This is a genomic window from Nocardia sp. NPDC058244, assembly GCF_042882065.1.
In the GTDB taxonomy this organism is placed as follows: Bacteria; Actinomycetota; Actinomycetes; order Mycobacteriales; family Mycobacteriaceae; genus Nocardia.
The window spans coordinates 384,838-410,508 of sequence record NZ_JBHVWX010000002.1 but is presented as its reverse complement, the minus strand read 5'-3'; the positions used below and the strand labels follow the sequence as shown (position 1 = coordinate 410,508).

The following is a 25,671-nucleotide window of genomic DNA, read 5'->3' as shown; positions in this document are numbered from 1 at the left end:
GGCACACACCCGGCGGAGGCTGGTCGATTCGCTGCCGCCCGGTGCGCGTCGGCCGTACAGCCGCTTGCCCGCTGTACGGCCGTGATGGATTGCGGTGTGTGCGGCGGGCTGGGTGAAGTTGCGGTGGCGCGGCCGGCAGTCCTGGTGCCGGATCCGCGTGTCCGGCTGCGGGCGGTCCGGCCGTTCGGATCGATGTCGGACCGCGCGGCTAGGGTGTAGCGCGTGGCAGGAGTCTTCGATCGACTGGTCGGCCAGGACGTGGTCGAGGCCGAGCTGACGGCTGCCGCGACGGCGGCCCGCGCGGGCGTCGTGACCGGGGCGATGACGCATTCGTGGCTGTTCACGGGTCCGCCCGGATCCGGTCGGTCGGTCGCGGCGCTGTGCTTCGCCGCCGCGCTGCAATGCACCGACCCCGACACCGTCGGATGTGGTCGATGCCACGCGTGCACGACCACGATGGCCGGTACGCACGGTGACGTGCGGCGCGTCGTCCCCGAGGGGCTGAGCATCAGCACCAAGGAGATGCGCGAGATCGTGCAGGTCGCGTCCCGGCGGCCGAGCACCGGACGCTGGCAGGTCGTGGTGGTCGAGGACGCGGATCGCCTCACCGAGGCGGCGGGCAATGTGCTGCTGAAGGTCGTCGAGGAGCCGCCGGACCGGACCGTGTTCCTGCTCTGCGCGCCGTCGGTCGATCCCGAGGACATCTCCGTCACCCTGCGCTCGCGGTGCAGGCACGTGCACCTGGTGACGCCGTCGGTCCCCGCCATCGCCCAGGTCCTGCGCGAGCGGGATCAGCTCGACGGCAAGACCGCCGACTGGGCGGCCGCGGTGAGCGGTGGGCACGTCGGCCGGGCCCGTCGGCTCGCCACCGACGAGGACGCGCGCAAGCGACGTCAGCGGGCACTGGCCCTGGTCGGCGCCACCGAACGGCCGGGCGCGGCCTACGCCGCCGCCGACGAGCTGGTGAAATCGGCCGACGACGAAGCCAAGCAGATGAGCGCCGAACGCGACGACCGCGAACGCGACGAACTCGCCACCGCCCTCGGCGCGGGCGGCACCGGCAAGGGCGCGGCCTCGGCGACCCGCGGCTCGGCGGGCGTGCTCAAGGAACTCGAGCGCCGCCAGAAGTCCCGCGCCACCCGCACCGGCCGCGACGCTCTCGACCGCGCCCTCATCGACGTCGCCGGGATGTACCGCGACGCCCTCGCCATGCGCTTCGCCGGCCGCGGTGTGCCCATCACCCTCACCCACCCCGACATGGCCGACGAGATCACCGACCTCGCCACCAGCATCCGCCCCGAGGGCCTGCTCCGCAGCATCGACGCCGTCCTGGCCTGCCGGGAAGCCCTCGACCTCAACGTGAAACCCCGTTTCGCCGTCGCCGCCATGGTCGCCACCCTGATCGCCGCCCGCTCCACCTGACCACCCGTTTTCGCGTTCCGGCTGTTCCCGCGATAGACTCGCGTCGCCTAACGGCACGCCGCCTTAGCTCAGTCGGTAGAGCGCTTCACTCGTAATGAAAAGGTCGGGGGTTCGATTCCCCCAGGCGGCTCCGAGGTCACAGGCCCTTTCCGGGATTCCGGGAAGGGCCTGTGTGGTTTCCGACGACAGTCGTCGAGGTCGATCGCTCGTGGCCGCGATGGACCAAGGCTCGCAGGTCGCTTAGGGTTTGTACGAGGCTGGTCGCCGCGCTGCTGCTCGCAGGCGTTCGGGCTTGGGCTGTCGTCGTCGAAACCGACTACACCTCGGGCCGATTCACGCTGTATGAGATCGTGGTGGGCGGCATCGTCGCCTTCTCGCTGATCGCCGCCACCCTGGCGCTGATGGGAATGACCGCGCGCGTACCAGCTCTTCGCGGGCTGACCGTCGCCGCGGCGGGCGTCGCCCTCGGTGAATCGTCTTCGTCCCTCGCTGCCTGGGCAGAGGTCCGGTACCTGTTCGACGGCTTGGCCTGGCTCTACCTCCCGATGACGTTGTGCGCGCTGGTGCCGACCGCTACAGCCGCACTCGCTATAGCGGTGGCCGCCCGGAAGGGTTGAGGTCGGCCACCGCGTGCCGATCAGCTCGAAGGACGAACCGGTCGACAAATCCCGGGTTACGGCCGATGAGCGCGGGGCTGGGTTCCGCCGAGGAGGGTCCAGACCGTGTCGCGTTCGTCGGCGAGGTCGATCGGGTGGCCGGCGAGGGTGTCCAGGAGGGTGGGGAGGGGCCAGGTGGCGAGGTGGCCGTAGCGGGCGGAGTAGATGCCGACGTCGGTGAGGCGGTAGCTGTCGGTGTGGTCGAAGAGGGCGTAGGCGATGACCTGGTAGAGGTCGGTGGTGGTGAGGGAGTCGGTGCGGGTGCCGGTGCGCTGGTTCTTCGGACCGAGGTGGGTTTTGAGGTCCAGGAGCAGGCCGTCGCTGATGATGTCGGCGTCGGCGTTGCACAGGACCGAGGCGTCGAAGGTGGGGCCGGGGACGGAGGGTGGGTGCAGGTGCGGGAGGAGTCGGTCGTCGGCGATGCCGCGGAGTTCCCAGAGTTGGCGGATCGCGTCGGCGGGAGCCAGGGCGAGCAGGTGGTCGGGGGTGAAGCGGTCGGTGGCGAGGAGCCTCGCCAGGGCGGAATCACGGAGCAGGCCGCGGCGGTAGACGTCGGTGCACAGGGCTGCCGATTCCCGGGGATGGCCGAAGAAGCCGAGCAGTGGCAGTACCGGGCGGTGGTCGGGGACGAGCTGGAAGCGCACGGCGAAGTCGAAGGCGGCGCCGAGGGTGGCGGGGTTGGCGCCGCCGGTGTCGACCAGTAGTGGCCCGGCCGCGCGTCGATACTCGGCTTGCACGCCGCGGGTGTGGGGAAACCGCTGACGCAGGTAGGTGCGCAGCGGCGACGACGTGTCGCGTAGCGCGGCTGAGAGGTTCGTGTAGACGTACACCGGTCTCCGTTCGACGGCCGAGTCGAGCGCTGCCTCGATGGTGCCACGGCCGATGATTCGCCCTGGTCGGCCCGTCTGTCCGCCACGATCACCGATCCCGGCGGAGTCGCCTGGTTGCACAATTCTCTTTGCATAAGAATGCATGCAAAGAGTACTGTGCAACTATGACCGACGAGGTACCGCCGAGGGAGATCACCGATCCCGCCGCGCTGCGCGCGCTCGCCCATCCGCTCCGGCAGCGCATTCTGCGCGCCCTCGCCGAGAAGGGTCCGGCGACCGCGACGGCGCTGGGGGCGCAGCTGGGTCAGAACACCGGTGCGACCAGCTATCACCTGCGTCAGCTGGCCGAGCACGGGTTCATCGAGGAGGCGCCCGAGCTGGCGAAGGGGAAGGAGCGGTGGTGGCGGTCGCCGCCGAAGGATCTGCGGTATCGGCTGGACAAGGACCAGTCGCCGGAAATGCGCGAGCTGCTGGAAGGGCTGGTCGCGCAGCACATTTCCGAAGACGTCGAGCTCTTCCGGCGGTTCCGTGCCGAGCGCGCCGAGCTGGGGGAGTGGGCCGACACGATGCCGTTCTCGCGCGGCGCGATCTACGCGACCCGCGAGGAACTCGACGCCTTCTGCGAGGAGTACCTCGCGCTGCTCAAGCGCTTCCAAGCCACCCATGCCGAAGACCGGCCGGGCGCGCGCCGGGTACTGACCCGGTTCATCGCGTTCCCGGCCCCGGGGATGAACGACAGCCAGTAGGGATCCACCGTGCTCATTCGTATCGCTCTGCTCGCCACCATGATCGCGGCGCTGGTCGCTGCCGCGCCGACGGCCACCGCGGACGACCGCGTCACCACCGACATCACCGTCACCCGCTCCGACGGCACCACCACGACCGGCACCATCCACGCACCGGCGGGTGCCACCGGCAGGCCGGGTGTCGTGCTCGTGCACGGCTCCGGGACCAGCCCCAGTCCCCAATACGCCCAGGTCGCAGATGCTTTCGCGCGGGCGGGCATCGTCGCGCTGCACTATGCGAAGCGGGCCGAGGACTACACCCCCGCCCACCGTGACTACTCCCTGCTCGCCGACGACGCGCTGTCCGGCATCGCCGCGCTGCGGAGCCGGCCCGAGGTGGACCCGTCGCGGGTCGGCCTCTGGGGGCTCTCGGAAGGCGGCTGGGTGGCGCCGCTGGCCGCCTCGCGCTCGGCCGATGTCGCCTTCCTGATCACCATCGGCGCCAATTCCGGCGCGCCCGCCGCCCAGCAGACCTGGGCCAACGAGACCAGATTCGCGGCGGCGGGCGTGCGCGGATCGATGATCGATGTGCTGGGGCGCAACGGAATCCGCCAGCTCGCCGGCGCGGGGCAGTTCGCCCAGGCCGACTACGATCCGGTGCCGGTGCTGGAACGGATTCCGCAGCCGGTGCTCGCGATCTGGGGCGACCAGGACCGGCTGACCCCGCCCGGTGACAGTCTGCGCGACTTCCGCGCGGCCTTCGATCGGGTCGGCAAGACGAACTACACGCTGCGCACCCTGCCGAATGCCCAGCACGCGGGCTTCACGACGACCGACGGATTCGACAAGGGCACCGAACTCGCGCCCGGCTACGCCGAGCTCATGGGCGACTGGGTGAACGGGCTGCCCGGCTCGGCGAACAGGCAGGTGGATCAGCCTGCGGTACAGGGGCATTCGGTGACACCGCTCGCGCCGCTGACCTGGTGGGAGTCCACCCCGGTCCAGCTGATCCTGCTGCTCGGGACCGTTCTCGCGCTCGGCGGCTACGCGGTGAGCGGGTTCAACAGGAACTGGCGCCTGTCCCATGCCCGGCCCGCGCGAATCTTGGTGGCGGCGGCCGGGATCGGCATCGTCGGCACGATCGCCCTGTTCCTGTTCGTCGCCTCCACCAGGTCGATGTCGTTCGGCCCGTTGCTGTTCGGCCGCACGCTGCCCTGGGTGGCGTTGCAACTGAGCGCGGTGTGCGCGGTGGTCGCGCTCGGCGTCGTCGTCGCGCGGCGCGGGCGGCTGCTCGACGGTGTCGGCACGGGCGGGCGGGTCCGCTGGGCGCTGCTGGTCTGCGGCGGTACCGGATTCACGCTGTGGGCGCTGTACTGGGGACTGCTGCTGCCCTGAGCAACGCGAAAGGTCCCGACCTGCTGGTCGGGACCTTTCGGATCGGGGATCAGGGATTCAGGTTCACGGTGTGCGTGTTGTGCAGATTCGAGCCGACGAACACACGTCGCATGTTCACGATGTCCCACGTGGATGTTCCGATCAGGAGGCAGGAGTCGAACCGGTCGAAGGGATTGACGTAGACCCGAGGGCCGTTCGCGTCACCCCACCACGCACCGTTGCCCGCCCTGGCGTAGTAGTACGCCGCGTCGTATTTCGTCCAGATCGCGGTCTTCGACTCTCCCGGATTCAGATTCCACCAGCCGTGCGTCGCCCAGCCGCCGTACTGGCCGGGGCAGGAATCCGGGTCGACCTGCATGACCGCGACGGACACCACCAGGTGATAGTTGTTGTGGAAGGCCAACCAAGGCATCGGACTACCCTTCCTGCTCGAGCGGCGGGGCCGGCAGACTCGCGGCCTCGTGGAACGGCGCGGCCACACTCGCGCCCGCCGATGGCTCCGGGCCGGCGGCCCGATGATCTTCCGAGGTGTGCGCGGCCGTCTCGCGGACGGCCGGTGCCTGCGCGGGGGCGACCTGCCCCGTTTGTGGTTCGGCGGTCATGGATTTCACCTTTCTTCTGCTTCGGCTACGGCGAGGCCGCTGGTCAGCCCCGCCGCACGGTCACCGATAACTCCTGTGGGGTGGCCCCGTGGAAGGGGTCGCCGGTCATCAGCCGCACGGTCGCGTCGCCGGGGGTCAGCGCGGCGAGCACCACCACGTCCGGCGGACCCTCGGGTGCGAGCACCCGTCCGTCCGGGAGCGGGGCGGCGTCCCGGTAGACGCCGAGCACCTCGACCGTCGCGCCCGAGGTCACCCGGGCGCCCGCGGCGGGCAGCAGCACGATGTCGCCGGGCTCGAGCGCCAACCGCGCTCCGATCGGATCCGCGCGCAGATCAACCAGCCGTGGCATGTGCTTGCGCGAGTGCGGATTCCACGCTGACGTCCTCGTCTTCGTCCCAGTCCGCCTGCTCGCTGAAGAAGGGCCACAGCGTCGGGTAGATGGAACGCGCGAAGCCGCGGTCGGCGGCGTTGATGTCCAGGCCGCCGCGAATCGGCTGCCCGTCGGTGGTGATCTTGCCGGGCAGTTGGTAGCACATGATCGAGTCCTGATCGGCGTTCGGCGTCGCCATGATCGAGCGTTCGTCCAGCGGGGTCAGGACATTCGACCGCGTCTGCTGCTCGCTCCACCCGTAGGTGTCGCGGAAGTGGGTGATCGTCTTGGCGACGTCGAGCCGCTCGATCAGCGCGCGGCGCAGGTGCTCGTGCGGGAAACCGAGGGTGTGCCCCGTCTCGTGGCGCACGACCCGCTTGTACTCGGCTTCCGAGGTGGCCATCGTGAAGCCCTGCAGGTTCATCGTCGGGCGGCTCTGCGGGATCAGCAGGACATCGGTGCCGAGGTAGGACCAATAGCCTTGGCCTGCACGGGAAATGCGCACCTGGCCGGTGCCGTTCGTCAGGACGAAGGTGACGCCGGTGCCCCAGGCGTTCATGTGGCCGAGGATGCGCTGCTTCAGGTCGGTGGGGGTCGCTTCCAGGAAGCTGACCGTCAGGGTGCGGCGCTGCATGCCCCAGTACTTCGAGGTCAGCACCGCCAGTTCGGCCACCTGCGGCAGGCCGCCCTCCGTCGCGGCGCTCTGGGTGAGCGGCGCGTTCACCGGATTGAGCAGCGTGGCGACTTCGGCCGCGCGCGCCAGCAGCCGGGTCGGCAGCGCGGGAATCACGCAGCCGGGGTCCTCGACGGGCGCGAATTCCTCGTGGTGGCCGTCGCCGTCGAGTGCTTGGTCGGGTGGGGTACGCATCGGATCCTCCTCATCGAATCAACCGTGGGGTTGTGACTGTGGCACGGCGGATCGATGCGGGTCCCGCGTAGTCGACTACTCGATCAGGGTCGCGAAAAAGGCCCTCGACCTGGTGGTCGAGGGCCTTTCGTTCGCGTTCCTCCCGGGTCGGGCCTCGTTGACCGACTCGGGAGAACCGACTCGGGTCAGCGGGCGGCGACGTTGCGGCGGGTGGCCCGAGAGTTGGTGGCGGAACGCAGGATCTGGTGCAGGATGGCGTCGAAGGCGGCGGTGTCCTCGACATTGCTGAGGTGCCCGTGCGGGAGCACGTGGAAGTCGGCCAGGTGGCCGGTGCGGCGCAGGATGTCGACGATCGAGCGGGACATGCGCTGCGGGAGCAGCCGGTCCTGGGCGCCGGCCAGCACCGTGGTCGGGACGTTCAGGTTGGCGGTGCCCGCCGACAGATCCATGTCGGCCATCGCGGCGGCGTGGCGGCCGCGCGCGAGCGGACGGCAGGAGCGGATGATGCCGACCGCGAAGTCGACCTCGTCGGCGGTGGCGTCCGGGGTGAGGATGCGGTAGCGGAACAGCTGCTCGGTGAACCAGCCACCCGGGATCGGCAGCGGCGCGAACAACAGCGACTCGCTGACCGGCTGCGGCATGCGCACGGGCGCGCCCATGATCGTGACCGGGTACTCGGCGACGGTGAGCTGCTTGTTCAGCACCGGCAGCAGATCGGTTTCCCAGCGGATGTCGCCATTGGCGGTGTTGGCCAGCAGGACGGCGGCGGCGCGCTCGGACACCTGCTCGGGGTGGTGCTTGGCCCAGGCCTGGATGGTGAGGCCACCCATGCTGTGCCCGGCCAGGACGGCCTTCTCGCCCGGACGCAGCGTCGCGTCGAGGACGGCGGCGAGGTCGTCGGCCAGGGTGTGCTCGCTGGGGGCGACGGTGCCGAGGGTGGACTCGCCGTGGCCGCGCTGGTCGTAGCTGACCACGCGGTACTCACCGGCGAAGGCGGTGATCTGCGGGTTCCAGTATTCGATGCTGCAGGCCCAGCCGTGGATGAGGACCAGGGTGGGGGCGGTGTCGGGGCCGTAGACGTGGACCCGGAGGTCGGCGCCGTCCGCGGTGGTCACCGGGACGACCCGGTGCGCGACGGAGGGGGTGTTGAGTTTCGCTGTCGCGAAGCTCCGGGTACGCAGCCCGGCACGGAACTGTGCGGTGAGTACGCCTACCGTCATCATCGACTTTGCAAGCATGTCGGCACTCCTTTGTGTCGTAGGCCACCGTACAGTGCGAGCTGGGGTGCTAGCTAGTGTTAGCGGGTCACAGTGTCCCATTTGTTGTGAACTGGGTCACCAGCCGCGCCGACACTGTGAAATCGCCCGAAATCGCCGGAAAATTACAGCGTGCCGTCGCGATCCGGGCATGCTGGCGGCCCCGACCTGGCGCGGCTACCGTAGGAGCGTGGACAGCACGCCCGTCATGGCCGATTTCTCCGGCGCCCCGCACCGGGAACCGGCACGCCCGGCCTGGCAGCGCTTCGCCCCGCCGCTGATCGCCGCCGGACTCGGGGTCGGCACGCTCGCGTTGCTGCACTTCCGCGATCCGCACGTCGAGGGTTCCTACGGACTGTGCCCCGTGTACGCGTTGCTCGGGGTGTACTGCCCCGGCTGCGGTGGGATGCGGGCGATGCACAACCTGACCGACGGCCGGATCATCGATTCGCTGCACAGCAATGTGCTGGTGCTGCCGCTGGTCGTGGCGTTCGCGGTGTTCGTCGTCGACTGGCTGCTGCGCGCCCGGCGCGGACAACGCTGGCGGGTGCCCGGACTGAGCCCGGTGCTGGTGTGGTCGTTCTTCGGATTGCTTGCCGTCTATACCGTTGTGCGCAACACGCCGTGGGGAACGTGGCTCACGCCCGTTTGATACTGGTGCCCGCGCGGATCGGCGGGCAGTCTGGAGGCATGCGCGATTCACTGAAGGATCGAGTCCGGCGGAAGTTGCAGCGTCAGCTCGCCGAGGACGGCCCCGACCCCGAACGCGACGACTCCCGCAGCATCTCGGTGGCCGACGATCTCGAGGCGCTCGAGATGGTGCCGTCCGACGATCCCCTCGTCGAGGAACTCGCCCAGCGCTACCTGGTCTTCTGATGCGCCTGGCCGCCCAGCGGCGGTAGCTGCGGCAGCGGCTTGGTACCGAGCCAGACCGCGAACAGCGGACGCAGCGGCGCCACACTGTAATGACCTGCCAGATCCACGAATTCCTCGGTGGTGACCGAGGCGTGGCGATAGCGCGCGGTCCACTCCCGGATGAGTTCGAAGAACAGGTGGTCGCGCAGTTCCAGCCGCAGCGCGTGCAGGGTGAGCGCGCCGCGCTTGTAGACCCGGTCGTCGAACATGTCCTTGGGGCCGGGATCGCCGACGATGATGTCCTGCGGCTGCCTGGCCAGGTTCGCCCGCGCCGCCCTGGCCAGCTGATCCGCGGTCGGTCCGCCGGCGGCCTCCGACCAGATCCACTCGGCGTAGCAGGCGAAGCCCTCGTGCAGCCAGATGTCGCGCCACTGCTTCAGGGTCAGGCTGTTGCCGAACCACTGGTGCGCCAGTTCGTGCGCGACCAGCCGCTCCGAACCACGCTTGCCGTCGCAGTGATTGGCGCCGAACACCGAGATGCCCTGTGCCTCGATCGGGATGTCGAGCTCGTCGTCGGTGACGACCACGGTGTAGTTCTCGAACGGGTACGGGCCGAACTTCTCGGTGAACAGCGCCATCATCTCGGGCTGCCGGGCGAAGTCGTGGTCGAAGGTCGCGCGCAGCCGCTGCGGGATGACGGCCTGCATCGGCACCGGCTCGCCGGGCGCGCCGATCCGGTGCTTGCGGTAGTTGCCGATCTGGATGGTCGCCAGGTAGCTGGCCATCGGCTCGGGCGCCTCGTACACCCAGGTGGTCTGGCTGGCCTTGGCCTGCTTGCGGACCAGGGTGCCGTTGGCCAGTGCGTAGAACGGGCTGTCGGTGGTGATCGAGATCCGGTACGACGCTTTGGAACTCGGATGGTCGTCGCACGGGAACCAGGAGGCGGCGCCGTTGGGCTGGCTGGCCACCAGCGCGCCCTCGGTGAGCTCCTCCCAGCCGACCTCGCCCCACGGCCCGCGCACCGGCCGCGGCGTGCCCGCGTAGTGGACGGTGATCTCCAGGACGCCGCCCGCGGGGATCTTCTGCTGCGGGGTGATCGCCAGCTTGCCCTGCTGATGGCTGAACTTCGCGGCCTTGGCCCCGTTGACCAGCACTTTCGACACCGTCAGCGCCTGCGACAGATCGAGGGTGAACCACCCACGCACGGTGGTGGTGACCGCGATGATCACCGCGCGCCCGGCCAGCCGGTTGCTGGCGGGCCGGTAGCCCAGCTCCAGCTCGTACCTGGACACGCGGTACCCACGATTGCCGTTCTGTGGCAGGTAGGCGTCGATCGGTTCCTCGTAGAACTTGCTCCGCATCAGGCGGCTCCGCGCTGCCTCGACTCCGGCGTCGAGGCGGTCCCGGACCACGGCGAGATGGGGTTGCCCCACCAGCGGGTCGACGGCGGGACCACGTCGCCGCGCATCACCAGCGAGGCCGGACCGATGGTGGCGCCCGCGCCGATGTGGGCGGCGGGCAGGGCGACGCAGTGCGGGCCGAGGGTGGCGCCCGCGTCCAGTGTCACCGTGTCCATGGACATGATGCGGTCGTGGAACAGATGGGTCTGCACCACACAGCCGCGTTCCACGGTCGCGCCGTCACCGAGTGTCACGAGGTCTGCCTCCGGAAGCCAATAGGACTCGCACCATACCCCGCGGCCGATCTTGGCACCGAGTCCGCGAAGCCACAGATTCATCACGGGAGTACCCGTGGCGGCGCGGGCGAACCAGGGCGCGGCGACGGTCTCGACGAAGGCGTCGGAGACCTCGTTGCGCCACACGAACGAACTCCACAGCGGATGCTCGACGGCCCGAATCCGCCCGACCAGCAACCACTTCGCGGCCACCGCGATGGCACCGGCCAGCGCGCCCGCCGCCATCAGGACCAGGCCGGACAGCAGGGCCGCGACGAGGTAGTCGGAGTGCTGGGCGATCAGGGCCAGCACGAACAGCACGCCGAGGCCGATGGCGAAGGTCACCATCACCGGGATCAACCGGCAGGTCTCGACGAACGCGCGCGCCACCTTCAGGCGCAGCGGCGGATCGAATGTGCGTGAGGTGTCGCTGGATTCGGCCGCCCGGCGCAGCCGCACCGGCGGGCTGCCCAGCCAGGACGAGCCTGCCTTGGCCTTGCTCGGTGCTGCCGAGAGCACCGCGACCAGCCCGTTCTTGGGCACCCGGCGACCGACCGCGGTCATGCCGGAGTTGCCGAGGAAGGCGCGCTTGCCGACCTTGGCCTCGCCGATGCGCAGCCAGCCGCCGCCGAGTTCGTAGCTGGCGATCATGGTGTCGTCGGCCAGGAAGGCGCCGTCGGCGACCACGGTGAACTTGGGCAGCAGCAGCACGGTCGAGGCTTCGACGTTCTTGCCGATCCGCGCGCCGAGCAGGCGCAGCCACAGCGGGGTCAGCAGGCTGGCGTAGAGCGGGAACAGGAAGGTGCGGGCCGAGTCGAGCAGGCGTTCGGTGGCCCACACCTGCCACCCGGTCCGGCTGCGCACCGGGTGGTAGCCCTCGCGCAGGCCGATGCCGAGCAGGCGCACGGCGATCACGGTGGCCGCGGCGTACACGGCCAGGCTGAGCAGGGTCGCCACCGGCAGGATGGCGAAGCCGCGCAGCGCGGCGGCGCCGATGGTGGTCTCCTCGCGGACCCACCAGGCGATGAACGTGCCGCCGACGGCCAGCCCGAGGACCGGCATCGCGGCCAGCGCCATCGAGGACAGGCCGAAGACGACAAGCCAGTGCCGGGCCCGCTCGGGGGCGTGGTCGGGCCAGCGGCGCGGGGCCTTGCCCGCCTTCGTCGCGGGCGAGCCCGCCCATTCCTGTTCGGCCTTGACCTTGCCGGACACCGCGGAACCGGGCGCGATCTCGGCCTTCTTGCCGATCTTGGTGCCGGGCAGCAGGATCGAGCGCGCGCCGATCACCGCGCCGTCGCCGATGGTGATGCCGCCGATGTGCACGAGGTCGCCGTCGACCCAGTAGCCGGACAGGTCCACCTCGGGTTCGACGCTGGCGCCGTCACCGAGTTCGAGCATGCCGGTGACCGGTGGCAGGGTGTGCAGGTCGACGCCCTTGCCGATCTTCGCGCCGAGTGCCCGCGCGAACGGCACCATCAGCGGTGCGCCGGACAGGCTTTCGGCACCGCTGGCCTCCGACAGGCGCACGGCCGCCCACAGCCGCAGGTGCACCAGGGAGCCGCGCGGATAGGTGCCGGGGCGCAGCCCGGCCAGCAGCACGCGCGCGCCGGCGACGCACAGCGTCATCCGGCCCAGCGGCGAGATGAACAGCACGAACGCCAGCGCGATCCACCACCAGGACAGCCGCGGCAGCCACGGCAGCGAGCCGGACCAGCCCGCGATCGCCGACACCACCGCCAGCCAGGTGACCCACTGCAATCCGGTGAGGGTGGTCAGCGGGATGGTGGCCAGCACCTGGGTGAGCTGCGCGCGCAACGGTGTCGGCGCGACGACGCGCTCGTCGACCGCCGCGACCGGCGCGCTGCCGTCGAGCAGTTCCACCAGCGAGCCGAGCCGGGGATGGTCGTAGAGATCGGCGACGGTGACGTGCGGATACCGCTCGCGCAGCGCGCCGACCAGCTGGGCCGCCGACAGCGAGCCGCCGCCCAGATCGAAGAAGTCGGCGTCGAGGTCGGTGGCCTCGGCGCCCAGGATGGCGTCCCACAGCCCGGCCACCCAGGCCGCCGTGCCGCCGAGACCGGATTCGGCCTGGTCCTCGGCGCTCGGCAGCGGCCACGGCAGCGCGTTGCGGTCGACCTTGCCCGAGGTGCGGGTCGGCAGGTCGGGGACGACCGCGAGCCGCGGCACCAGCGGGGCCGGAAGCTGTTCGGCCAGAATCTCCCTGGCCTTCTTGACGTCGAAGTCGGGGCCCGCGCCGGTGAGGTAGCCGACGAGGATCTTGTTGCCCGCCTTGGTGGTCCGGATGGCGGCGGCCGCGCCGCTGACGCCGGGCAGGTGTTGCAGCGCGTTGTCGATCTCGCCGAGCTCGATGCGCCGGCCGCCGATCTTGATCTGGTCGTCGGCCCGGCCGAGGAAGATCAGGCCCCGGTGGTCGTTGCGGACCAGATCGCCACTGCGGTAGGCGCGTTCCCAGCCCAGCGAGGGCAGCGGGGCGTACTTCTCGGCGTCCTTGGCCGGGTCGAGGTAGCGCGCCAGGCCGACACCGCCGATGACGAGCTCGCCGGTCTCGCCCTCGGGCACCGGGTTGCCCTGCGGGTCGACGACGGTCAGGTCCCAGCCGTCCAGCGGCAGGCCGATGCGGATCGGCATGCCGCCGTCGAGCAGCGCGGCGCAGGCGACGACGGTGGCCTCGGTGGGCCCGTAGGTGTTCCACACCTCCCGCTCGGCGCCACCGGCGAGACGTTCGGCCAGTTCCGGCGGGACGGCCTCGCCGCCGAAGATCAGCAGGCGCACCGAGTCGAGCGCCTCGGCGGGCCAGGTGGCGGCCAGCGTCGGCACGGTGGAGACGATGCTGATCTCGCGGCGCATCAGCCACGGGCCCAGGTCGGCGCCGGTGCGGACCAGGTCGCGCGGGGCGGGGACCAGGCAGGCGCCGTTGCGCCAGGCCAGCCACATCTCCTCGCAGGAGGCGTCGAAGGCCACCGACAGCCCGGCCAGCACCCGGTCGCCGGGGCCGATCGGGGCACGCTGCAGGAACAGCCCGGCCTCGGCGTCGACGAAGGCGGCGGCATTGCGGTGGGTGACCGCGACGCCCTTCGGCGTGCCGGTGGAGCCGGAGGTGAAGATGATCCAGGCGTCGTCGGCGGGGGTCGGCAGGGTGTTCCAGTCCGAGGCGGGCGTGCGGCCCGCGGCCGCGGTGGCCGACTCGATGCCGTCGCCGGTGGCCAGCGCGCTCACCCGGGCCTCGCCGAAGACCAGCCGGGCCCGTTCCTCCGGGTCGTCGGCGTCGACGGGGACGTAGGCGGCGCCGCAGTAGAGGACGGCCAGGATCGTGACGTACAGCGCGGCGCTGCCCGAGGGCATCCGCACGCCGACCCGGTCGCCGGGGCGGACGCCCGCCGCGGTCAGCTCGGTCATCCTGGCCTCGATCGCGGCGATCAGCTCCATGTAGCTGAGGACGACGGTGCCGTCGTCGATGGCCGGTGCGTCGGGGTGGGCCAGGGCGGTGCTGGTCAGGATGTCTACCAGGGTGCGCGGCGGCGCGGCCAAGTCGGCGCGCAGGAGTGGATCACGCAACCGGCTCGCCGGGTCCTCAGTGCGTGGCTCGAGCATGGCGCTCAGTCCACCTCTCATCGGTCGACCCCCATCGGTGGTGTTTGTTGTTTCACGGGCGGGTTACCGGAGGGCAAACAGGATGGTCACCAGATGCCAACGGTACTCGGAGAAGGTGTGGCCGGACGGCAGCGCGAGGCGTGCCGTCGGCGCCGATCACGACGGTGCGTCCGGGGACTCGCCGAGCGCGGTCAGCGTCAGCCGGTGCAGCGTGCGCTGTTCCTCGGGGTCGAGCCGCTCGAGCACGCGCGCGGTGGCCTCGGCGATCAGCCGGTCGGTGCGCTTGCACTGCTTGCGCCCGGCCTCGGTGATCCGCAGCCGGTATTTGCGCCGGTCTGTGCCGTCGCGAGTGCGTTCGACCAGGCCGGCGCGTTCCAGCGCGTCGACCAGCCGGACGACTTCGCTGCGGTCGATGCCGAGGGCGTCGCCGACCTTCTTCTGTGTCAGGTCGGCGTTCTCCTCGATGAAGGTGAGCACCCAGTGATCGCGCAACGGGACATCGATCTCGGCGTGCAGTGCCTTGGTGAGCCGTCCGAGCGCGTACACCGGATAGCGCGGCAGGCCGCGGACGGAGTTCGAGTTCGTGGACATGACGGCCACCCTAACAGATAGTGGGGGAACTCAATCATTTGGGTGATCCACAATGGGGTGTGGAGATGGTTGCGCGGTGAACACGTATGGGCAATCCGTGGGCAATCACCGGGTGTCGGTGTGGGCGTTGGGGTTCCGTGCCGCGACGTCGGCGATTCGCGTCGGGCTCGGGCGCGCCGATCGGGGGTGGTTGACAGCGCGCGGGATCGTCTGTCACTCTCGAAACAGGTCACGAGTACCAGCGACAAGCCCCGGCTAGCTGGTCGGCAACCCTCCTCCGCGGTGGGGTGCTCCGGGTGACGACCAGGCCGCCGTCCGCAGTGGGCGCGGCAAGCGCGGACTCGCAGCACCCTTTCGGGAACGAGTCCCTGAGCCGACGGGATTTCGTCATGACCGCAGTTATCGACCCCACCTGTGCCCTGGCCACCGTGTCCGGTGCGGACCTGCGTGTTCCGCTCGTGCAGGGCGGGACCGAGGCGTACGCCAACTTCGACTACGCGGCGAGCGCGCCGGCGTTGCAGCAGGTCACCGACCGGATTTCGAAGTTGCTGCCGTACTACGCCAGCGTGCACCGCGGGGCGGGGTACGCCTCGCGGATCTCCACCGAGTGCTACGAGGCCTCGCGCGGCGCGGTCGCCCGGTTCCTCGATGCCGCCGACGACCAGGTCGTCGTGTTCACCCGCAACACCACCGATTCGCTGAACCTGCTGGCCGGGTGCGTGCCGGGGGAGACCGTGGTGCTCGATATCGAGCACCACGCGAACTTCCTGCCGTGGACCGCGCACGGGCGCCGGGTGGTGCGGGCCGCCGACACCGTCGAGGAGACCATTCGGCGGGTCGTCGCCGAATTGTGCAGCAAGCCCGCCGCTCTGCTCGCGGTGACCGGGGCCTCCAACGTCACCGGTGAGGTGCTGCCGCTGGAGCGGCTCGCGACCATCGCCCACCTGTGCGGCGCCCGGATTCTCGTCGACGCCGCGCAGCTGGCGCCGCATCGCCGGATCTCCCTGCGCGAGACCGGGATCGACTATCTCGCCTTCTCCGGGCACAAGCTGTACGCGCCGTTCGGTGCCGGGGTGCTGGTCGGCAGGCGGGACTGGCTCGATGCCGGTGAGCCGCACCTGGCCGGTGGTGGCGCGGTGCGCAATGTCGGTGTGGCGCAGGTCGACTGGGCCGCGGCGCCGCAGCGGCACGAGGCCGGGTCGCCGAATGTGCTGGGGGCGGCCGCCATCGCCGCCGCCTGTGACGCGCTCGCCGCGATCGACGCGGACGATCTCGTCGCGCACGAGCGGTTCCTGGCCGACCGGCTGCGGGACGGACTGTCCGCGATCCCCGGTGTCGATCTGGTGCGGATCTGGTCCGACAGCCCGGACGCCGTCGGCATCGTCTGTTTCACCGTCGCCGGTCGCGCCCCCGGCGAGGTCGCCGCCTACCTCTCCGCCGAACACGCCATCGGCGTCCGCGACGGCCGCTTCTGCGCCCACCCCCTCCTCGCCGCCCTCGGCCTCGACGCCGCCCTGCGCGCCAGCATCGGCCTCGGCACCACCGCCGCCGACGTGGACCGCCTGATCGCCGCCATCACCACCCTCGCCGACTCCGGCCCCACCTGGACCTACGCCGCCACCGACGGCCTCTGGAACCCCACCCCCGAAACCCGCCCCCTCACCACCGACACCCTCACCGGCGCCGCCCCCTGCCTGATCGGCTGAGTTCACCTCGCATGCCCGGTCCCGCCTGGATAGCGGGGCCGGGCTCGTCTTTTCCGCCGGTCAGGTGTCGAGGGCGGTGGGGCGGTGGTATTTGCCGTTGTAGTAGAGGAGGGGGGCGGCGGTGGGGGATTCGTGGGTTTGGTCGTGGACTCGGGTGACCAGGCCTACGGCGAGGGTGTGGTCGCCGATGTCGATGAGCTGGTGGAGGGTGGTGCGGAGCCAGAGGGGGGTGCCGTGCAGGACGGGTTCGCCGGTGTCGAGGGTGGTCCACAGGGAGCGGTCGGTGAAGCGGTCGGCGGCGGTGCGGGAGAAGCGGTGGGCCAGGTGGTGCTGGTGTTCGCCGAGGAAGTGGATGACGACCGAGTCGGCGGCGCGCAGGGCCTCGATGCTCGACGAGGTGTGCGCGATGTTGAACGACACCAGGGGCGGCTCGAGGGACAGCGAGGCGAAGGAGGTGGCGGTGAAGCCGACCGGGCCGTGCTCGGCGCCGATCGTCACCACGGTGACACCGGCCGGATAGTGCCGCATCGACTCCCGGTATTGCTCGGCCGTGATCCCGCTCAGATCGTCGGGAACCACCAGCTCGGACGGAGTACGTCGCACTTCACTCACCCGCCCCAAACTACGCCCGTGCCGCGACCGCGCCCAGGGTCCGGTCGGCCGGGTGGGCGCGCATCACACCGGCTCCGGCTCAGTCGACCTCGATCGGCAGCCCGGCGGTGATCCGCACGAGTTCGCGGAAGTTGGTGCGGAACACCGTGTTCGGATGCCCGCCCGCGGCCCACACCTCGGTGTGCTCGGCCAGCGCGGTGTCGACCCAGGTGGGCAGGTTGGTGGGGTGGCCGACGGGGGCGGTGCCATCGATCGGCTGACCGGTGATGCGCTCGACCAGGGCGGTGGGCGCGGGCGTGAGGGTGCCCTCCAGGCGTTTGCCGGTGCGCGTCAGGTCGACCTGGTGATGGTCGGCGACCAGCAGCAGGACGGGATCGTCGTCGAGCAGGAAGACCTGGGAGGTGGTGATCGCGGTGGGATGGGCGCCCATCGCGCGGGCGGCATCGGCGGCGGTGGCAGCGGGCGTTTCCGGCGAAACGATGACGCCGTGATGCCCGCGGGCGATGAGCGTATCGGCGACGCGGCATGCGACCGCCGGAAGAGACGACCTGCGCATGAAATCCAGAGTAGGACGATTGCGGGAAATATGCCGGGGGAGTGGATTTTTGGGGTCGACCCCAGGGCCTGCGCGCATCCCTGGCAGCGCGCCAATAGACTCGGCACATGACTGATTGGCAGGCCTTCACCGTCGAGATCGCCGACCACGTTGCCCAGGTCACACTGACCGGGCCGGGTAAGGGCAACGCGATGGGACCCGACTTCTGGCGCGAGCTGCCGGAGATCTTCCGTGAGCTCGACGCCGACCCGCAGGTGCGGGCCGTGGTGCTCACCGGCGCGGGCAAGCACTTCTCCTTCGGGCTCGACCTGGCGGCGATGGGCGGCATGCTCGCGCCCGTGCTGGCCGACGACGCGAAGGCGGCGCCGCGCACCGAGTTCCTCAAGGTGGTCCGCGGGATGCAGGACTCGGTGACCGCGGTCGCCGAGTGCACCAAGCCGGTGATCGCGGCCGTGTCCGGCTGGTGCATCGGTGGTGGCCTGGACCTGATCGCGGCCGCCGACATCCGGCTGGCCAGCGAGGACGCCAAGTTCAGCCTGCGCGAGGCCAAGGTCGCGATCGTCGCCGACATCGGCTCGCTGCAGCGGCTGCCCGGCATCATCGGCGAGGGCAACCTGCGCGAGCTGGCCTACACGGCCAAGGACATCGACGCCGCGCGCGCCGAGCGGATCGGCCTGGTCAACGAGGTGTTCGCCGATCAGGAGGCCGTGGTCGCTGCCGCGCACGCGATGGCGCGCGAGATCGCCGAGAACCCGCCGCTGGTGGTGCAGGGCATCAAGGACGTGCTCGAGCACCGGACCGCGCCCGCGGTGGCCGACGGCCTGCGCTACGTGTCGACCTGGAACGCGGCGTTCCTGCCGTCCAAGGACCTCACCGAGGCCATCACGGCCGTCTTCCAGAAGCGCGCGCCGGAGTTCAAGGGCGAGTAAAGGTAGTTCAAACGGTTGCCCCGGTGACCGTTCTGTCTACATACTTGCATCACACAACTAATTGATTGATGCAAGTAAAGGTGAAGAGCATTGGTGGAGAACGAGCCCTCGATCGACGCGATCGCGGTCCAGCTCGTCCGGCTGCACCGGCTGCGGGACCGCACGCTGGCCCAGATCAAGGACCGCTCCGGCATCGACCCGGCGGGCTTCGTGGTGCTGTTCCGGCTGGTCTGTGACGGGCCGATGCGCTCGGGCGCGCTCGCCGAGGCGGTGCACTCGGACGCGTCGACGGTGAGCAGGCAGGTCGCCCAGCTGGTCGAACGCGGGCTGGTGCGCCGGGTCGCCGATCCCGACGACGGCCGCGCCACCGTGCTGGAGGTGACCGACCAGGGCCGGGAGGTCGCCGAACGCATCCGGACCCGCCGCCGCGAGTCCGTCGCCATCGTCACCGAGGACTGGTCGGGTGCGGACCGCGCGACCTTCGCCGCGCTGCTGACGCGCTTCGTCGACGACTACGACGCGGCCCGCCCGACCCTGCTGACCCGCTCGACCGCACTGAGCACTACCGCGATGGAGAACGATTCGTGACGACAACCGCGGCCCCGGTGGAATCACCCGCCGGCTTCACCCACCGCCAGATCCTGACCATCCTGTCCGGCCTCATGCTCGGCATGCTGCTGGCCTCGCTCGATCAGACGATCGTGTCGACCTCGATCCGCACCATCGCCGACGACCTGCACGGCTATTCGCTGCAGGCCTGGGCGACGACGGCCTACCTGATCACCGCGACGATCAGCACCCCGCTCTACGGCAAGCTCTCGGACATGTTCGGCCGCAAGCCGTTCTTCCTCACCGCGATCGGGCTGTTCGTCATCGGCTCGCTGCTGTGCACGTTCGCCACGTCGATGTACCAGCTGGCGGCCTTCCGCGCGTTCCAGGGGCTGGGCGCCGGTGGTCTGATGTCGCTGGCGCTGGCCATCATGGGCGACATCATCAGTCCCCGGGAACGGGCCCGCTACCAGGGCTATTTCCTCGCCGTATTCGGCATCTCGAGTGTGCTCGGGCCGGTGCTCGGCGGTCTGCTGGCCGGGCAGGACACCATCCTCGGCATCACCGGCTGGCGCTGGGTGTTCCTGGTGAACGTGCCGCTGGGACTGCTCGCGCTGGTCGTGGTGACCCGGGTGCTGCAGCTGCCGCGTAAGCCGCACGCCACCCACCGCATCGACTTCGCCGGCGCGCTGGTGCTCGCGATCGGCCTGGTGCCGCTGCTGATCGTGGCGGAGCAGGGGCGCGAATGGGGTTGGGGCAGTACCGCGTCGGTGATCTGCTATCTGATCGGCGCGGTGGGCGTCGTCGGGTTCGTCGCGGTGGAGAAGTACATGGGTGACGCGGCGCTGATCCCGCTGCGCATCTTCTCGAACACCACTTTCGCGCTCGGCGTGGTGATCTCGTTCGTCGTCGGCGCCGCCATGTTCGGTGGGATGCTGCTGCTGCCGCAGTACCTGCAGGTCGTGCGGGGCGCCGGGCCGACCGAGGCGGGTCTGCAGATGCTGCCGATGGTGCTCGGCCTGATGCTCGGCTCGATCCTGTCGGGCAGGCTGATCTCGAAGACCGGCCGCTACCGGGCCTTCCCGGTGATCGGCGCGATCACGCTGACCATCGGCCTGTTCCTGCTGCACCTGCTCGACGCCGACAGCCCGCTGTGGCTGGCGATGATCTTCATGGCGCTGACCGGCTTCGGTCTCGGCAATCTGCTCCAGCCGATGACGCTGGCGCTGCAGAACGCGTTGCCGCCCAAGGATATGGGCGTGTCCACCGCGTCGGCCACGTTCTTCCGGCAGATCGGCGGCACCCTCGGCGCCGCGGTCTTCCTGTCGATCCTGTTCTCGCTGCTCACCCCGAACATCACCGAGCAGATGCAGCAGGCGGCCACCGATCCCACCTACCAGCAGGCCGTGGTCACGGGTGCGCAGAGCGCCAACCCGGCCGACGCCGCGCTGGCCGAGGGGCTGCTGGCGCACGACACCTCGGCGGCGGGCCAGGTGCTCGAGGACAGTTCGATCATCCAGCAGCTGAACCCGGTGCTGGCCAAGCCGTTCCAGGTGGGCTTCGCCGACTCGATGTCGACGGTGTTCCTGGTGGCGACCGCGGTCGCGGCGCTCGCGCTGCTGCTGGTGCTGTTCTGGAAGGAGGCCCCGCTGCGGATGCAGGGCGGCATCCAGGCGGCCGGTGACACCAAGGCCGCCGATGCGGCAGGCGCGCTCGCCGATACCGCGGCCCAGACGACCGAGTCCGATGCCGATCGCAGCGACGACGCGGGTGGCCGCGTCCGCGCCGGGGCGCCCCCGGCATGATCGAGGGATGAATCGAACCGGCAGCGGCGGAGTGGGACGGCGGATACGCCGCCTGCCCGCCGCTGTCGGCTATCTGCTGGTCGGCGGGCTGACCGGGGTCGCCGCGCTGTTCGCGGTGGTCGCGCTGGCCATCGTCGCCGCGGCGAGCCTGATCGGGCTCGGGATCCCGGCGCTGCCGGAGGCGGTGAAATTGATCCGCCCGCTGCTCACCCTGGAACGGCGCAGGGCGGGGAAACGACTGGGCACCCCGATCGTCCCGGCCTACCGGCCGCTGACCGGTGCGCTGCGCGATCAGCTCGCGACCCTGGCCGCCGACCCGGCGAACCGCCGCGACCTCGCCTGGCTGCTGCTGCACGCCGTGCTCGGGCTGCCGCTGGCCGCGCTGGCGGTGGCCCTGCCGCTGAGCGCGGTGCAGCACCTGGTGATCCCGGTGCTGTGGTGGTCGGGGATCGACGGGTTGCAGGGCAGCAATGGGCTGGTCGTGGATTCCTGGCCGACGGCAGCCCTGTGCGTGGTGATCGGTCTCGTGTTCGGCGCGCTGGCCCTGCGCTCGCCCGAGGCTGCGACGGCGCAGGCGAAGCTGGCCCGCCACCTGCTGGCCCCGGACGAGCACGCGCTGCTGGCCGACCGCGTCGCCGAGCTCACCGCGACCAGGGCCGCCGCCCTCGACGCGCACGGCGCCGAACTGCGCCGCATCGAACGCGACCTGCACGACGGCGCCCAGGCCAGGATCGCCGCGGTGATCATGCAGCTCGGCCTGGCCGAGCAACTGCGCGACCGCGACCCCGACGCGGCGGCCCGGATGGTGCGCACCGCCCAGGACACCGCGTCGGCGGCGCTGGCCGAACTGCGGGACGTGGTCCGCAGCGTCTACCCGCCGGTGCTCTCCGATCGGGGTCTGGCCAGTGCCGTCTCCGCGCTGGCCGCCCGCAGCCCGATCCCGTGCGTGGTCGAGCTGAACGGGATCACGCGCAGGCCGATGGCCGTGGAGGCGGCGGCCTATTTCGTCATCGCCGAGGCCGTCACCAATGCCACCAAGCACTCCGGGGCCGGGAACCTGTCGGTCGAACTGAGCGGCCCGCCCGCCCTGCTGACCGTGGCGATCCGCGACGACGGCGTCGGCGGTGCGACGGTCACCGAGGGCGGTGGCCTGGCGGGCATCCGCCGCAGGGCCGAGGCCCTCGACGGCCGGATGACGCTCGACAGCCCCGCCGGTGGGCCTACCCTGGTGCGCGTGGAGTTGCCGTGCGGGTCGTGATCGCCGAGGACGACGCCCTCCTCCGGGAAGGCCTGGTCCTGCTGCTGAAGACCGCCGGGATCGAGGTGGTCGCCGCCGTCGGGGACGCCGAGGACTTCCTCGCGGTGGTCACCGCCGACCGCCCGGACGCGGTGGTGGTCGACGTGCGGCTCCCGCCGACCTTCACCGACGACGGCCTGCGCGCCGCCGTGCGGGCCAGGACCGTGCATCCCGGCCTGCCGGTGCTCGTGCTCTCGGCCTATGTCGAGGACAGTTACGCCGCCGAACTGCTCGGCGACGGCGCCGGCGGGGTGGGCTATCTGCTCAAGGAGCGGGTCGGCAAGGTGGACCGATTCCTCGATTCGCTGCACCGGGTCGCCGCGGGCGGCACCGCGATGGACCCGGAGGTGATCGCGCAGCTGCTGGTGCGCCGACGGGTCGACGACCCGCTGTCGACGCTCACGGCCAGGGAACGCGAAGTGCTCGCGCTGATGGCGGAGGGCCAGGACAACTCCGCCATCGCCGCCGGCCTCGTCGTCACCGAAGGCGCTGTGCTCAAACACATTCGCAGCATCTTCGCCAAGCTAGGCCTGGCCGCCGACGAGTCCGGTCACCGCCGGGTGCTCGCGGTGCTCACCTATCTCAACGCCCGGCCGGGACGGCCCTGAGCGGTCACCGCACCGCGCCGGACCCGGCCTCGTCGCGGCAGGTCAGGTCGGTAGCGGGCAGGGTCCCGTCGAGCAGGTAGGTGTTGACGGCGGCGCTGACACAGTCGTTCGGATAGTTGCCGTAGATCCAGTGGATCGGCACGTCCGGCAGGGTCACCAGCCGCGAGCCACGCAGCGCCCGGTGCATGCCGAGCGCGCCGGGGTAGGTGGTGCGGGTATCGCCGGTGGACTGCACGATCAGGCTCGGCACCGCGTTGTCGACCACCGTCTTCGGCTCGGCGGGCGGTGCCCAGAACGCGCACGGCGTGATGTTGTTCGTGAACGCCCCGAACAGTGGCTGATCGGCGCGGCTCGCTTCGATATTGCGCCAGTACCAGGCGGGATCGCGCGGTGTCGCCGCGTCGCCGCACAGTACGGCGGTGGCGGTGGACAGGTCGCGCGGCTCGGCTTTCAGCATGAAGGCCAGGGTGGCGGCCAGCTGCGGGTCCGGCGTGACGGTCGCCCCCTCGGCGGCGTCGGCGAGCTGACGCAGCTGCCCGGCCAGCATCGGATACTTGCGCGGATCGTCCAGCCCGGCGAACAGGATGTTCGGCAGGCTGTGCTGGTCGACGGTCACATCGCCGATCCGGATCGGCTGCTCCTTCGCCCGGCGCACCATCGCCTGGACGAACTCGCGCACCGCGAATCGTTCGGTGCCGAAACGGTATTCGTCGGCATGCGCGGCGGCCCAGGCTGCCCACAGATCGAAGGCGGCCTCGTTGGCCGGGCCCATGTCGCGCAGCAGATCGGTCGCGCCGTAGCGCTCGGGGTCGACGGCGCTGTCCAGCACGAAGCGGTCGGCGCGCTCGCCGAAGAGCTGGGTGTACACCGCGCCCAGATAGGTGCCGTAGGAGGTGCCGAAGTAGCTGATCCGGTCCTCGCCGAGGACCGAGCGGATGAGGTCCATGTCGCGGGCGGTGTTGCGGGTGGTGATGTGGCGCAGGCGGGCGCCCTCGGTCGTCGCGCACCGGGCGGCCAGCCCGGCCTGGCGGGCGGTGCTCGCGGCGAAGTCGACCGCGTCGAGTCCGGCCGACTCGGTCCAGAACCCTTCGTGCCAGCGGCAATTCACCGGTGTGGAGCGACCGATGCCGCGCGGGTCGAGGCCGATCAGGTCGTAGCGGGCGGCGACCTCGGGGGTCATGCCGCCGCGGATGTCGACGACGAAGTCGAGGCCGGGGCCACCGGGACCGCCGGGGTTGGACAGCAGCACGCCGCGCCGCTGTGCCGGATCGGTGGCGGGCAGCCGGGAGATGGCGACGGTCATGGTCTCGCCGCGCGGAGCCGCATAGTCCACCGGCACGGTGACATCGGCGCACTGCGCGCCCGCGGGGTCGAGGCGGGGATCGTCGCAGGACCGCCAGGACAGCGCCTGGCGGCGGAAGTCGTCGAGCGGGTCGGCCGACACCGGTGCGGCGGTGAGCAATCCGAGTGTGGCGGTGGCGGCGAGCGCGGCGGTGATCAGGCGCTTCACGACGCGCACACGATCGTGTCGAAGGCCTGGTCGACCAGCTTCGCCTGCTCCTCGCTGCGGGGCAGCTCGTTCACCGCGAGGGTGACGGCGACGCCCTCGGCGGTGACGCCGGTGTGGGTGCCGAATCCGGGGATGCTGCCGCCGTGCCCGGTCACCTGGTCGCCGCAGGAGGCGGTGCGCTGGATCAGGCCCAAACCGTAACCGGCCGTTGGCATCCGGTCGAAGGGCACGGTGCGGCGCATCTCGGCGAACTGGGCGGCGGGCAGCAGCTTGCCGTCGACCAGGGCGGTGAAGAAGCGATTGAGGTCGGCGCCGGTCGCGATCATGTCGCCCGCGGTGTCGGCCCACGAGGGATCGAGCTCGGTGAAATCGACTCGGGTGCCGTCGATCTCCTGGTAGCCGCGCGAGTGCGGGGCGCGCAGGCCGGCGTCGCCCGCGGCGGGCGCGTAGGTGTCGCGCAAGCCGAGCGGTTCGAGGATCCTGGTGGCGATCTCGGCGGCCGTCGGGCGGCCGGTGACCCGCTCGATCAGCATGCCCAGCAGCACGTAGTTGGTATTCGTGTACACCGCGCGGGCGCCCGGCTCGTACTGCGGCGGCATTGACATCGCGATGCGTACCAGCTCGGCGGGGGTGTAGTGCTGTCGCCGCGCCGCCTCCGTCGCGATATCGAGCTGCGGGGAGCCGGGATCGGTGGGCTTGCTCGGATCGCCGCTGGCCAGATACTCGGGCAGGCCGCTGGTGTGCTGGAGTAACTGCCGCACGGTGACGCGATTGCCGTCGTTGCCGTTGCCGTGCACCACGCCGGGCAGATAGCGCTCGACGGGCGCGTCCAGCTCGACCTTGCCCTCGGCGACGAGTTGCAGCAGCACGGTCGCGACGAAACTCTTGGTATTGCTGCCGATCCGGACGAACGCGCCGTCGGGAATCGGCGCGCCCGAGGCGAGATCGCCGACACCCGCCGTGACGGTCCGCTCGCCCGCTGGCGTGGTGATCACGGCCTGGGCGCCGGGGAAGCCCGCCCGCACCAGCGTTTCGAGAGCCTCGCGCACCTCGGGTCCCGGCGTGGCCTGCGGCGCGGTCTCGCTACCGCACGCGGGTACGGCGAGCAGCGCGACGGCGCAGGCTCCCGCGGCGACGAGGCGACGGGACCTGCTGCGAAATAGGGTCATGAGCTGCGCTTTCCTCCTGCTGGAACGTGCTGTGCGGTGACTGTTCCGAGCGTAGGAAGACGCGCGCGTCGCG

At 70.8% G+C, this 25,671-nt stretch carries 25 protein-coding genes, 1 tRNA gene and 1 riboswitch; of the genes, 13 read left to right on the top strand and 13 right to left on the bottom strand.

Going from position 1 to position 25,671, the window contains the following annotated elements:
- Window positions 1–222: 222 nt before the first annotated feature.
- From ACFVW6_RS08155 to ACFVW6_RS08145, 3 genes are all read left to right on the top strand, one after another.
- Complete coding sequence (locus tag ACFVW6_RS08155; protein ID WP_378825008.1) at window positions 223–1,422, top strand: DNA polymerase III subunit delta'; 1,200 nt, start codon at window positions 223–225, stop codon at window positions 1,420–1,422.
- 57 nt (window positions 1,423–1,479) lie between these two features.
- Window positions 1,480–1,552: transfer RNA gene (locus ACFVW6_RS08150), tRNA-Thr, on the top strand.
- 40 nt (window positions 1,553–1,592) lie between these two features.
- Window positions 1,593–2,039, top strand: a complete 447-nt coding sequence (locus ACFVW6_RS08145) for a hypothetical protein (protein ID WP_378825010.1) — start codon at window positions 1,593–1,595, stop codon at window positions 2,037–2,039.
- 56 nt (window positions 2,040–2,095) lie between these two features.
- On the opposite strand, the gene ACFVW6_RS08140 is transcribed toward ACFVW6_RS08145, so the two are convergent.
- A complete protein-coding gene (locus ACFVW6_RS08140; RefSeq protein ID WP_378825012.1) occupies window positions 2,096–2,908 on the bottom strand; it encodes a hypothetical protein in 813 nt (270 codons plus the stop codon).
- Between the two features lie 164 nt (window positions 2,909–3,072).
- On the opposite strand from ACFVW6_RS08140, the gene ACFVW6_RS08135 reads away from it, so the two are divergent.
- Window positions 3,073–3,654 carry an ArsR/SmtB family transcription factor gene (locus ACFVW6_RS08135; RefSeq protein WP_378825014.1) on the top strand — a complete coding sequence of 194 codons (582 nt, stop codon included), beginning with the start codon at window positions 3,073–3,075 and terminating at the stop codon, window positions 3,652–3,654.
- 9 nt (window positions 3,655–3,663) lie between these two features.
- Window positions 3,664–5,028, top strand: a complete 1,365-nt coding sequence (locus tag ACFVW6_RS08130; protein ID WP_378825016.1) for an alpha/beta hydrolase family protein — start codon at window positions 3,664–3,666, stop codon at window positions 5,026–5,028.
- A 49-nt stretch (window positions 5,029–5,077) separates the two neighbouring features.
- Here ACFVW6_RS08130 and ACFVW6_RS08125 read toward each other — a convergent pair whose 3' ends face one another.
- The 5 genes from ACFVW6_RS08125 to ACFVW6_RS08105 form a co-directional block, all read right to left on the bottom strand.
- Complete coding sequence (locus ACFVW6_RS08125; RefSeq protein ID WP_355280876.1) at window positions 5,078–5,440, bottom strand: DUF1036 domain-containing protein; 363 nt, start codon at window positions 5,438–5,440, stop codon at window positions 5,078–5,080.
- Window positions 5,441–5,444: 4 nt separating this feature from the next.
- Window positions 5,445–5,630 carry a hypothetical protein gene (locus ACFVW6_RS08120; RefSeq protein WP_378825020.1) on the bottom strand — a complete coding sequence of 62 codons (186 nt, stop codon included), beginning with the start codon at window positions 5,628–5,630 and terminating at the stop codon, window positions 5,445–5,447.
- A gap of 43 nt (window positions 5,631–5,673) precedes the next feature.
- A complete protein-coding gene (locus ACFVW6_RS08115; protein ID WP_355280873.1) occupies window positions 5,674–5,934 on the bottom strand; it encodes a hypothetical protein in 261 nt (86 codons plus the stop codon).
- Between the two features lie 28 nt (window positions 5,935–5,962).
- Window positions 5,963–6,868 carry a peptidase M12 gene (locus tag ACFVW6_RS08110; RefSeq protein WP_378825022.1) on the bottom strand — a complete coding sequence of 302 codons (906 nt, stop codon included), beginning with the start codon at window positions 6,866–6,868 and terminating at the stop codon, window positions 5,963–5,965.
- Window positions 6,869–7,053: 185 nt separating this feature from the next.
- A complete protein-coding gene (locus ACFVW6_RS08105; RefSeq protein ID WP_378825024.1) occupies window positions 7,054–8,106 on the bottom strand; it encodes an alpha/beta fold hydrolase in 1,053 nt (350 codons plus the stop codon).
- 208 nt (window positions 8,107–8,314) lie between these two features.
- On the opposite strand from ACFVW6_RS08105, the gene ACFVW6_RS08100 reads away from it, so the two are divergent.
- Together ACFVW6_RS08100 and ACFVW6_RS08095 are read left to right on the top strand one after the other, a co-directional pair.
- The gene (locus ACFVW6_RS08100) at window positions 8,315–8,776 is read left to right on the top strand and encodes a DUF2752 domain-containing protein (protein WP_355280870.1); all 462 of its coding nucleotides are present in this window, start codon (window positions 8,315–8,317) and stop codon (window positions 8,774–8,776) included.
- Window positions 8,777–8,814: 38 nt separating this feature from the next.
- Entirely contained in the window at window positions 8,815–9,000 is a 186-nt protein-coding gene (locus ACFVW6_RS08095; RefSeq protein ID WP_355280869.1) for a hypothetical protein, read from the top strand.
- Here ACFVW6_RS08095 and ACFVW6_RS08090 read toward each other — a convergent pair.
- The 3 genes from ACFVW6_RS08090 to ACFVW6_RS08080 all read right to left on the bottom strand — a co-directional run bounded on the left by ACFVW6_RS08090 (window position 8,985) and on the right by ACFVW6_RS08080 (window position 14,857).
- Entirely contained in the window at window positions 8,985–10,340 is a 1,356-nt protein-coding gene (locus ACFVW6_RS08090) for a M1 family metallopeptidase (RefSeq protein ID WP_378825027.1), read from the bottom strand. The genes ACFVW6_RS08095 and ACFVW6_RS08090 overlap by 16 nt on opposite strands.
- Complete coding sequence (locus tag ACFVW6_RS08085; RefSeq protein ID WP_378825029.1) at window positions 10,340–14,266, bottom strand: Pls/PosA family non-ribosomal peptide synthetase; 3,927 nt, start codon at window positions 14,264–14,266, stop codon at window positions 10,340–10,342. The genes ACFVW6_RS08090 and ACFVW6_RS08085 overlap by 1 nt, the downstream gene beginning before the upstream one ends.
- A 156-nt stretch (window positions 14,267–14,422) precedes the next feature.
- Window positions 14,423–14,857: a MarR family transcriptional regulator gene (locus tag ACFVW6_RS08080; RefSeq protein WP_355280866.1), complete on the bottom strand. Its 435-nt coding sequence runs from the start codon at window positions 14,855–14,857 to the stop codon at window positions 14,423–14,425.
- 227 nt (window positions 14,858–15,084) lie between these two features.
- Window positions 15,085–15,199, top strand: a riboswitch (SAM riboswitch).
- 47 nt (window positions 15,200–15,246) lie between these two features.
- Here ACFVW6_RS08080 and ACFVW6_RS08075 point away from each other — a divergent pair.
- On the top strand, window positions 15,247–16,563 hold the full coding sequence (locus ACFVW6_RS08075) for an aminotransferase class V-fold PLP-dependent enzyme (RefSeq protein WP_378825032.1): 1,317 nt from the start codon (window positions 15,247–15,249) through the stop codon (window positions 16,561–16,563).
- Window positions 16,564–16,623: 60 nt separating this feature from the next.
- Here the strand turns inward: ACFVW6_RS08075 and ACFVW6_RS08070 are convergent, their stop codons facing one another.
- Entirely contained in the window at window positions 16,624–17,091 is a 468-nt protein-coding gene (locus ACFVW6_RS08070) for a flavin reductase family protein (protein WP_378825706.1), read from the bottom strand.
- Window positions 17,092–17,254: 163 nt separating this feature from the next.
- Window positions 17,255–17,731: a YbaK/EbsC family protein gene (locus tag ACFVW6_RS08065; protein WP_355280861.1), complete on the bottom strand. Its 477-nt coding sequence runs from the start codon at window positions 17,729–17,731 to the stop codon at window positions 17,255–17,257.
- A gap of 107 nt (window positions 17,732–17,838) precedes the next feature.
- Between ACFVW6_RS08065 and ACFVW6_RS08060 the strand changes: the two genes are divergently transcribed.
- The 5 genes from ACFVW6_RS08060 (at window position 17,839) to ACFVW6_RS08040 (ending at window position 22,919) form a co-directional block, all read left to right on the top strand.
- The gene (locus ACFVW6_RS08060; protein ID WP_355280860.1) at window positions 17,839–18,660 is read left to right on the top strand and encodes a crotonase/enoyl-CoA hydratase family protein; all 822 of its coding nucleotides are present in this window, start codon (window positions 17,839–17,841) and stop codon (window positions 18,658–18,660) included.
- A gap of 93 nt (window positions 18,661–18,753) precedes the next feature.
- Window positions 18,754–19,248 (top strand): MarR family winged helix-turn-helix transcriptional regulator, encoded by a 495-nt coding sequence (locus ACFVW6_RS08055; protein WP_378825035.1) that lies wholly within the window; start codon window positions 18,754–18,756, stop codon window positions 19,246–19,248.
- The gene (locus tag ACFVW6_RS08050) at window positions 19,245–21,014 is read left to right on the top strand and encodes an MDR family MFS transporter (RefSeq protein WP_378825038.1); all 1,770 of its coding nucleotides are present in this window, start codon (window positions 19,245–19,247) and stop codon (window positions 21,012–21,014) included. Before ACFVW6_RS08055 ends, ACFVW6_RS08050 begins: the two co-directional genes overlap by 4 nt.
- Window positions 21,015–21,021: 7 nt before the next feature.
- Window positions 21,022–22,272, top strand: a complete 1,251-nt coding sequence (locus ACFVW6_RS08045) for a sensor histidine kinase (RefSeq protein ID WP_378825040.1) — start codon at window positions 21,022–21,024, stop codon at window positions 22,270–22,272.
- Window positions 22,260–22,919, top strand: a complete 660-nt coding sequence (locus tag ACFVW6_RS08040) for a response regulator (RefSeq protein WP_378825043.1) — start codon at window positions 22,260–22,262, stop codon at window positions 22,917–22,919. Before ACFVW6_RS08045 ends, ACFVW6_RS08040 begins: the two co-directional genes overlap by 13 nt.
- A gap of 4 nt (window positions 22,920–22,923) precedes the next feature.
- Here ACFVW6_RS08040 and ACFVW6_RS08035 read toward each other — a convergent pair whose 3' ends face one another.
- Together ACFVW6_RS08035 and ACFVW6_RS08030 are read right to left on the bottom strand one after the other, a co-directional pair.
- On the bottom strand, window positions 22,924–24,429 hold the full coding sequence (locus ACFVW6_RS08035; RefSeq protein WP_378825047.1) for an alpha/beta hydrolase: 1,506 nt from the start codon (window positions 24,427–24,429) through the stop codon (window positions 22,924–22,926).
- Entirely contained in the window at window positions 24,426–25,598 is a 1,173-nt protein-coding gene (locus ACFVW6_RS08030) for a serine hydrolase domain-containing protein (protein WP_378825050.1), read from the bottom strand. Before ACFVW6_RS08030 ends, ACFVW6_RS08035 begins: the two co-directional genes overlap by 4 nt.
- Window positions 25,599–25,671: the final 73 nt, after the last annotated feature.